Here is a 6,938-nt window from a genome sequence, read left to right as displayed (position 1 = left end):
CGGGCCCACGGAAGCGGTCAATGGCGTCATCGAGACCATGCGTCGCGTCGCCCGCGGCTTCCGCAACTTCGACAACTACCGGTTACGGGCTCTGCTCGCCGCAGGCGGTCATCGCCCCTGGCGGAGAACCGCTACCCACACTCAGCTGTGAAGGCCCGGTTAGGTATGCCTGAGTTTGTTGAGGGTGCACTCACCAGAATAGGGAAACAATATTTGATCTAATGGTTCGAGTGAGCTTGCGACCCCGTCGTCGGCTCATCGCAGATGCGCGCGGGGCGTGTGTGCTCACTCACTGCGCGGTGGGGCTCAGAGTTTCCGGGGCCGCTCGAATTATCTCGACAATTTACAGGAGTAATCCCGACAATGAATATGCCGCGAATCCCGCGATGAATGCCATCAGGAAATTCTTGCTCACCGCGTTCACGATCACGGAAATCACCGCCGCGAGAATCAATCGGCTCAACTGCACCCCGGAATCGGCCTCCAGCAATGTATAGGCGACCAGGATCAACATGAGTCCCGCGGGGAGCAGGGTGGAGATCTCCCGCAGGTCCTCGCGATCGCGGAACCGATGGGCCAACAACACGGGGAACAGGCGCAACGAATAGGTCACGGCGGCGCACACGACGATGGCTGCGAGCATCTCAGGCGCCGCCTTCCGCGGTCTGGGGCGAACGACCGTGCCGTGGGCGTTTGACGAGGACGACGCATAGCACCGCGTAGCACAGCATGGCACCGAGCAGGAACAGGTCGCGGGGCAGCAGCAGCCCCACCGCAATGGAGGCCAGGGCAGCGAGCACGATCATCACGCGCTGCGAGGCCGCGCTCAGGGCGCTCACGAACAACAGGGTGAACAACCCGGTCAGTGCGAAGTCGAAACCGTCGAACGATTCCGGGATGAGTCCGCCGGCCACGGCTCCGACCGCGGCACCGAAGACCCAGTAGAACTGGGAGATGCCCTGGATCAGCATGAGCTCGTGCTGCGTGGTGGGGCGCACGCCGCTGTTGATCAGCGCATAGGCCTCGTCGGTCAGGGCATAGGGGCCGTAGAACTTGGCGAAGGGCGAACGCAGCAGGTGGGTGGGATAGGAGAAGCCGTAGAAGATGTGTCGGCTGTTGACCAGCAGAGTGGTCACGGCGATCTGTAGCAGGCCCGCTCCCGCCGAGACCAATCCCACGAGCAGGAACTCGATCGAGCCCGCAAAGACCACGAGAGCCGTGAGGGGCGCCAGGTAGGGAGCGAACCCCAGCGAGACCGCATAGGCGCCGAAGGCCATCCCGAGCGGCAGGTATCCCATGGCCACGGGAACCGTGACGCGCACCGCCCACGCCAACGTCCCCTTGTCCGAACTCATGCGTTCCACTCCCATCTGCCACCGCTGCGCCACGTGGCCGAGGGCCACGTTAGTGGCTGGGGTGACACGTGGGCGCTTATGCGTGACCGGCACGTCTGTAATGTGACTCATATGACACCCCGTTATGAAACTCCCGAACAGCTCGTGGCCACCCCACGACTCACCGGATTGAGCGGACACCGGAACGGCCCGGTGATCGCCCTGCGGCAGGAACTGTCCTCAGACGGTAAGCGCTACGTCAAACACGCGTGGTCGGTACCCCGCCCGACCGACGGCGATCGTGCACCTGTCCCCCTGACCTCCGGTGATCATGGAGTCCAAGAGGTGTGCCCGGCGCCGTCGGGGGAGCTCTACTTCACGTCCGACCGACTCATGGACGGGGACCACGAGAAGCGCTCCCGGTTGTGGTTGCTCCCCGAACGGGGCGACGCCCGCATGGTGCTGGACATGCCCGAGGGCATCTCGGACCCCAAGCTGGGCGGGGACATGCTGTTCTTCCTCTCGGGCATGTACCCGAGTGCCAAGGGTGCGGCGGACGAGCTCGCCCGCAACCGTGAACTGCACGAATTGCGTGAGGAATCCGGGGCGAGTCCCATGCTCTACGACCGCGCGCCGTTCCGGTACTGGGACCACGACCTCCCAGCCGCCGAGACCGCCCTGTGGTTCGTGGACACCGCCGCGCTCGCCGAGTCCCGGGACGCGGGGGAGGCCGTGCGCCGCGTGGATCTGCCCGCCGGGCGGTTGACGCGCTACTCGGTCGCCCCGGACGGCACCTGGCTGATCGCACAGTTGACCGCGTGGTTGCCGGAGGGCTGGGAACGGTCCCAGCTGTGGCGGGTGCCGATCACGGCAGACGGCGCCGGTCAGGCCGAACTGTTCCGGGACGCCACCGAGGAGGACTGGTGGGAGCCCGGGCCCGTCTCCCCGGACGGCAGCCGGGTCGTCCTGGAGCGGGACGTCGTGTGGCGCGACGGCGTCAACCTGCAGATCTCGCTGTGGGTCCACGACCTGAGCACGGGTCGGGACACGGAAGTGGTGCCCACAGACGAATACTGGGCGGGGGAATCCCGGTGGATCGATGACGACTCCTTCGTGTGCACGTCCGACTATCAAAGCCGGGGGATCGTGCTGCGGGTCACGTGCCCGCGGGGCGGGGACTCCTCGATCGACGTCCTGGCCGGCGGTGCCGAGCAGCCGTGGACCTATTGCGCGGTCCATCCCGTGGGGGACGCGTTCTACGGTCTGCGGGCCACCTACGACCACCCCCTCGAGGCGGTGACGTGGTCCGGTCGGGAGTTCTGTGCCGAGCCCACCCGGATCGACGGTCTCGTGCCCGACGACGCCGTCCCCGGCCGCCTCGAGGAGGTCACCACGACCGCCGAGGACGGGACGAGCATCCGCGCGTGGCTCGCGCTGCCCGAGGGGGAAGGAACCGAACACCCGTTGCTCGTGTTCGTTCACGGTGGGCCGTGGGCGTCCAACAACCAGTGGAGCTGGCGTTGGAATCCGTGGCCGTTCGTGGCCCGCGGTTATGCCGTGCTGTTCCCCGACCCGGCCATCTCCACGGGTTACGGACAGGCCATGATCGACCGCGGTCAGCAGGAGCTGGGCGGGGCGCCGTTCACGGACGTGATGGCCCTCGTGGAGGCCACGACGCAGCGGGCGGACATCGATGCCCAGCGCCAAGCCCTGCTGGGCGGTTCCTACGGCGGGTACATGGCCAACTGAGTGGCCACCCAGACGGCGGACCGGTTCCGGTGCATCGTGACCCACGCGTCCCTGTGGAACTTGGACTCCATGGGTGCCACCACGGACAACACCGAGTGGCGTGAGGCCATGGGCCCGGCCCAGGCCGCCGTGTACTCACCGCACCGGTTCGTGGACCGGATCCAGGTCCCCATGCTCGTGATCCACGGGGACAAGGACTACCGTGTCCCGATCTCTCAGGGCATCGAGCTGTGGTCCGATCTGCAGCTGCGCACCCGGGTGGAGGGCCACCGGTTCCTGTACTTCCCGGACGAGAACCACTGGATCCTCAAGCCGGCCAACTCGCGGGCGTGGTACGAGACCGTGCTCGCGTTCCTGGCCGAACACGTGCTGGGTGAGGAATGGCAGCGCCCCGAACTGCTCGGCTGAGCACACGGGAGACATGCATCACGTGTGCTCCGGGTGGTGGCGGAGGGGAGTAGAATCGCCACGATTCCCCTCTGCATCCACTCATGAAGAGAGACCTGTGCATGTCTGAAACCACCACCCAGCGCGCCGATCTGCGCAACGTGGCCATCGTGGCCCACGTTGACCACGGCAAGACCACCATCGTCGATGCCATGCTCCAGCAGACGAACGCGTTCTCCAGCCACGGAGAGGTCGAGGAACGGGTCATGGACTCGGGCGACCTGGAGCGGGAGAAGGGCATCACCATCCTGGCCAAGAACACCACGGTGTTCTACGACGGCCCCGCGGCCAACGGTGAGACCATCACGATCAACGTGATCGACACCCCGGGTCACGCCGACTTCGGTGGCGAGGTGGAGCGCGGTCTGTCCATGGTGGACGGCGTCGTGCTGCTCGTGGACGCCTCCGAGGGCCCGCTGCCCCAGACCCGGTTCGTGCTGCGCAAGGCCCTCGAGGCCAAGCTGCCCGTGATCGTCGTCGTCAACAAGGTGGACCGCCCGGACGCCCGGATCGACGAGGTCGTCTCCGACACCATGGACCTGCTGCTGGGCCTGGCCTCGGACATCGCCGAGGACCACCCGGACCTGGACCTGGACGCCGTCCTGGACGTGCCCGTGGTCTACGCCTCCGGCAAGGCCGGCCGTGCCTCCACCGACCAGCCCGGCAACGGCGAACTGCCGGACAATGAGGACCTCGAGCCGCTGTTCCGCACCATCATCGAGCACATCCCCGCGCCGTCCTACAACCCGGACGGCGTGCTGCAGGCGCACGTGACCAACCTGGACGCCTCCCCGTTCCTGGGTCGCCTGGCCCTGCTGCGCATCTTCAACGGGACGCTGAAGAAGGGCCAGACCGTGGCGTGGGCGCGTCACGACGGAACCCTCAAGAGCGTGCGCATCTCCGAACTGCTGGCCACCAAGGGCCTGGACCGGGTGCCCGCGGAGAGCGCCGGGCCCGGTGAGATCGTGGCCGTGGCCGGGATCGAGGACATCACCATCGGTGAGACCCTCACGGACCTCGAGAACCCCGAGCCGCTGCCGCTGATCACGGTGGACGATCCCGCGATCTCCATGACCATCGGGATCAACACGTCGCCCTTGGCCGGACGCGTCAAGGGGGCCAAGGTCACCGCGCGCCAGGTCAAGGACCGCCTGGACAAGGAGCTCATCGGTAACGTCTCGCTGCGCGTGCTGCCCACCCAGCGCCCGGACGCGTGGGAGGTGCAGGGCCGCGGTGAGCTGGCCCTGGCCATCCTCGTGGAGCAGATGCGCCGCGAGGGCTTCGAGATCACCGCGGGCAAACCACAGGTGGTCACCAGGACCGTGGACGGCAAGGTGCACGAGCCCTACGAGCACATGACGATCGATGCTCCGGACGAGTTCCTGGGTGCGATCACCCAGCTCATGGCCGCGCGCAAGGGCCGCATGGAGGGCATGAGCAACCACGGCACCGGGTGGGTGCGCATGGAGTTCAAGGTCCCCTCGCGCGGTCTGATCGGCTTCCGCACCAAGTTCCTCACGGAGACCCGTGGCGCGGGCATCGCGTCCTCCTACGCGGACGGCTACGAGCCGTGGGCCGGGGAGATCGAGTACCGCACCAACGGTTCCATGATCGCGGACCGCGCCGGTGTGGTCACCCCGTACGCCATGATCAACCTGCAGGAGCGCGGCTCGTTCTTCGTGGAGCCCACCTCCGAGGTCTACGAGGGCATGATCGTGGGTGAGAACTCCCGCGCGGACGACATGGACGTGAACATCACCAAGGAGAAGAAGCTCACCAACATGCGCTCGTCCACGGCGGACAGCTTCGAGAACCTCACGCCCCCGCGCAAGCTCACGCTCGAGGAGTCCCTCGAGTTCGCGCGCGAGGACGAGTGCGTGGAGGTCACCCCGGAGGCCATCCGCATCCGCAAGGTGGTCCTGGACGCCAACGAGCGCCTCAAGGTCGCCCGGCAGCGGGCGCGCGCCTGATCGTGGCCGATCCTCGATACCCGGGCGGGGGACACGCGACCGAGGGGGCGGTGGAGACACTGCTCCCCGGGGGCGTGGACCCCGCCCGGGCTCGTGTGTTGTGGGTGCACGCCCACCCGGACGACGAAGCCATCGTCACGGGCGTATCCATCGGGTACTACGGCGCGCTGGGCGCCACCACGGTGTTGCTGACCGTGACGCGCGGCGAACGCGGTGAGGTTATCCCGCCCGCCCTGCGTCATCTCGAGGTGGGCCAACCCGGGTGCCCGGACACCGACGGCACCGCGCTGGGGCTCTACCGCGTGGGTGAGCTCGACGCCGCCGCGGCCGCCATGGGGCTCGCGGACCGGTTCTTCGCGGGGGAGCCCCCCGCCCACGATCCCACCGAGGGTTTCGCCAACGGCGCGGACAAGTACGTGGATTCCGGGATGAGCTGGGGGCCCGACGGCCGCCCGCAGCCCGCCGAGGACGTCTCACCCGCAGCGCTCACGGCGGCGGATCCGCAGGAGGCCGCCGCCCACGTGGCCGCAGCTATCCGTGCGGTGCGTCCCCACGCCGTGATCACGTACGACGACGACGGCGGGTACGGTCACCCGGACCACGTGGCCACGCACGGGGTCACGCTGCGCGCCGTGGACCTCGCAGCGTCAGCACCGGACACCGCCCACGACGCGTGGGACGTCCCCCTGACGTGGGGGATCGAGAGCGACGTGAACCCCTCGGACGAACGGCCGCAAGCGGCGATCCACGGTGATCTGGCGGTGAAGCGCGCCGCAATGGCGGCGCACGCCACACAGATCACCCTGGGCGAGGACCCGCAGGGCACCACGTACGAGCTGTCCAACGGCGTGCCGCAGACCCTCAGTGCCACCGAGACGTTCCGCCTGTTACGCCGGGGCGGACAATGAGCGCGTCCGGACTGCGCCGCACCGCCCCGTGGGAGAGCGCCCCGGCCGTGCAGACCGCCGGCGACCACGCGCCCGGGGGAGCCGAGAAGCAACGGCCGGGAGCGGCGTCGTCGTTGGTGACGGCACTGCTCACGGGACTCGTGGCGGGAGCGGTGGCCACGGCCATGCACGCCAACATCTGGTACCTGGACGGCTGGTGGCTCCCGTGGGGGCTCGTATTCTCCGGGGCGCTGCTGCTGTGCGCGAGCGTGTGGTGCGGTACCGCGACCCGGCGCGTGTGGGCGGCTGCCGTCCCAGGGCTCGTGACGTACGTGATCGCCTGGGCCACCGCGTACCTGCGAGAGGGCTCGGCGCTCGTGGTCACCACATGGGCCGAGCCCGTGGGGATCGTGGGGTTGCTGTGGTTCGCCGTGATCTTCGTGGCGGTCATGGCCTCCGTGATTGTTACGGGGCATTGGCTGGTGCGCTCGCGGGCGCGGTAGCCTCGAATGCCCGCCGCTAGAATGGTCGAGGACTTGGGAACAGAAGGA

At 68.0% G+C, this 6,938-nt stretch carries 6 protein-coding genes and 1 pseudogene; 5 read left to right on the top strand and 2 right to left on the bottom strand.

Translation table 11 applies throughout. From position 1 onward, the window contains the following. Positions 1 to 151, top strand: a 151-nt coding sequence (locus RF650_RS04280; protein ID WP_368814157.1) for a transposase, incomplete at its 5' end; no start/stop codon positions are given. 192 nt (positions 152 to 343) lie between these two features. Here RF650_RS04280 and RF650_RS04275 read toward each other — a convergent pair. Together RF650_RS04275 and RF650_RS04270 are read right to left on the bottom strand one after the other, a co-directional pair. Then, a complete protein-coding gene (locus RF650_RS04275) occupies positions 344 to 643 on the bottom strand; it encodes an AzlD domain-containing protein (RefSeq protein WP_313361878.1) in 300 nt (99 codons plus the stop codon). A 1-nt stretch (position 644) separates the two neighbouring features. Next, positions 645 to 1,355 (bottom strand): AzlC family ABC transporter permease, encoded by a 711-nt coding sequence (locus tag RF650_RS04270; protein ID WP_368814154.1) that lies wholly within the window; start codon positions 1,353 to 1,355, stop codon positions 645 to 647. Between the two features lie 78 nt (positions 1,356 to 1,433). Here RF650_RS04270 and RF650_RS04265 point away from each other — a divergent pair. The 4 genes and pseudogenes from RF650_RS04265 to RF650_RS04250 all read left to right on the top strand — a co-directional run bounded on the left by RF650_RS04265 (position 1,434) and on the right by RF650_RS04250 (position 6,890). Next, positions 1,434 to 3,491, top strand: a pseudogene (locus RF650_RS04265) (alpha/beta fold hydrolase). Between the two features lie 101 nt (positions 3,492 to 3,592). Further along, positions 3,593 to 5,500 carry a translational GTPase TypA gene (typA, locus tag RF650_RS04260; protein ID WP_064846062.1) on the top strand — a complete coding sequence of 636 codons (1,908 nt, stop codon included), beginning with the start codon at positions 3,593 to 3,595 and terminating at the stop codon, positions 5,498 to 5,500. A 50-nt stretch (positions 5,501 to 5,550) separates the two neighbouring features. Then, the gene (locus RF650_RS04255) at positions 5,551 to 6,408 is read left to right on the top strand and encodes a PIG-L family deacetylase (RefSeq protein WP_368814153.1); all 858 of its coding nucleotides are present in this window, start codon (positions 5,551 to 5,553) and stop codon (positions 6,406 to 6,408) included. Continuing rightward, positions 6,405 to 6,890, top strand: coding sequence for a hypothetical protein (locus RF650_RS04250; protein WP_240505702.1), 486 nt, complete (start codon positions 6,405 to 6,407; stop codon positions 6,888 to 6,890). The genes RF650_RS04255 and RF650_RS04250 overlap by 4 nt, the downstream gene beginning before the upstream one ends. Positions 6,891 to 6,938 lie beyond the last annotated feature (48 nt).

Origin of the sequence: Kocuria sp. CPCC 205297 (assembly GCF_040981035.1) — a bacterium.
GTDB classification, from domain to species: Bacteria; Actinomycetota; Actinomycetes; order Actinomycetales; family Micrococcaceae; genus Kocuria; species Kocuria marina.
This window is presented reverse-complemented; position numbering and strand designations above follow the sequence as displayed.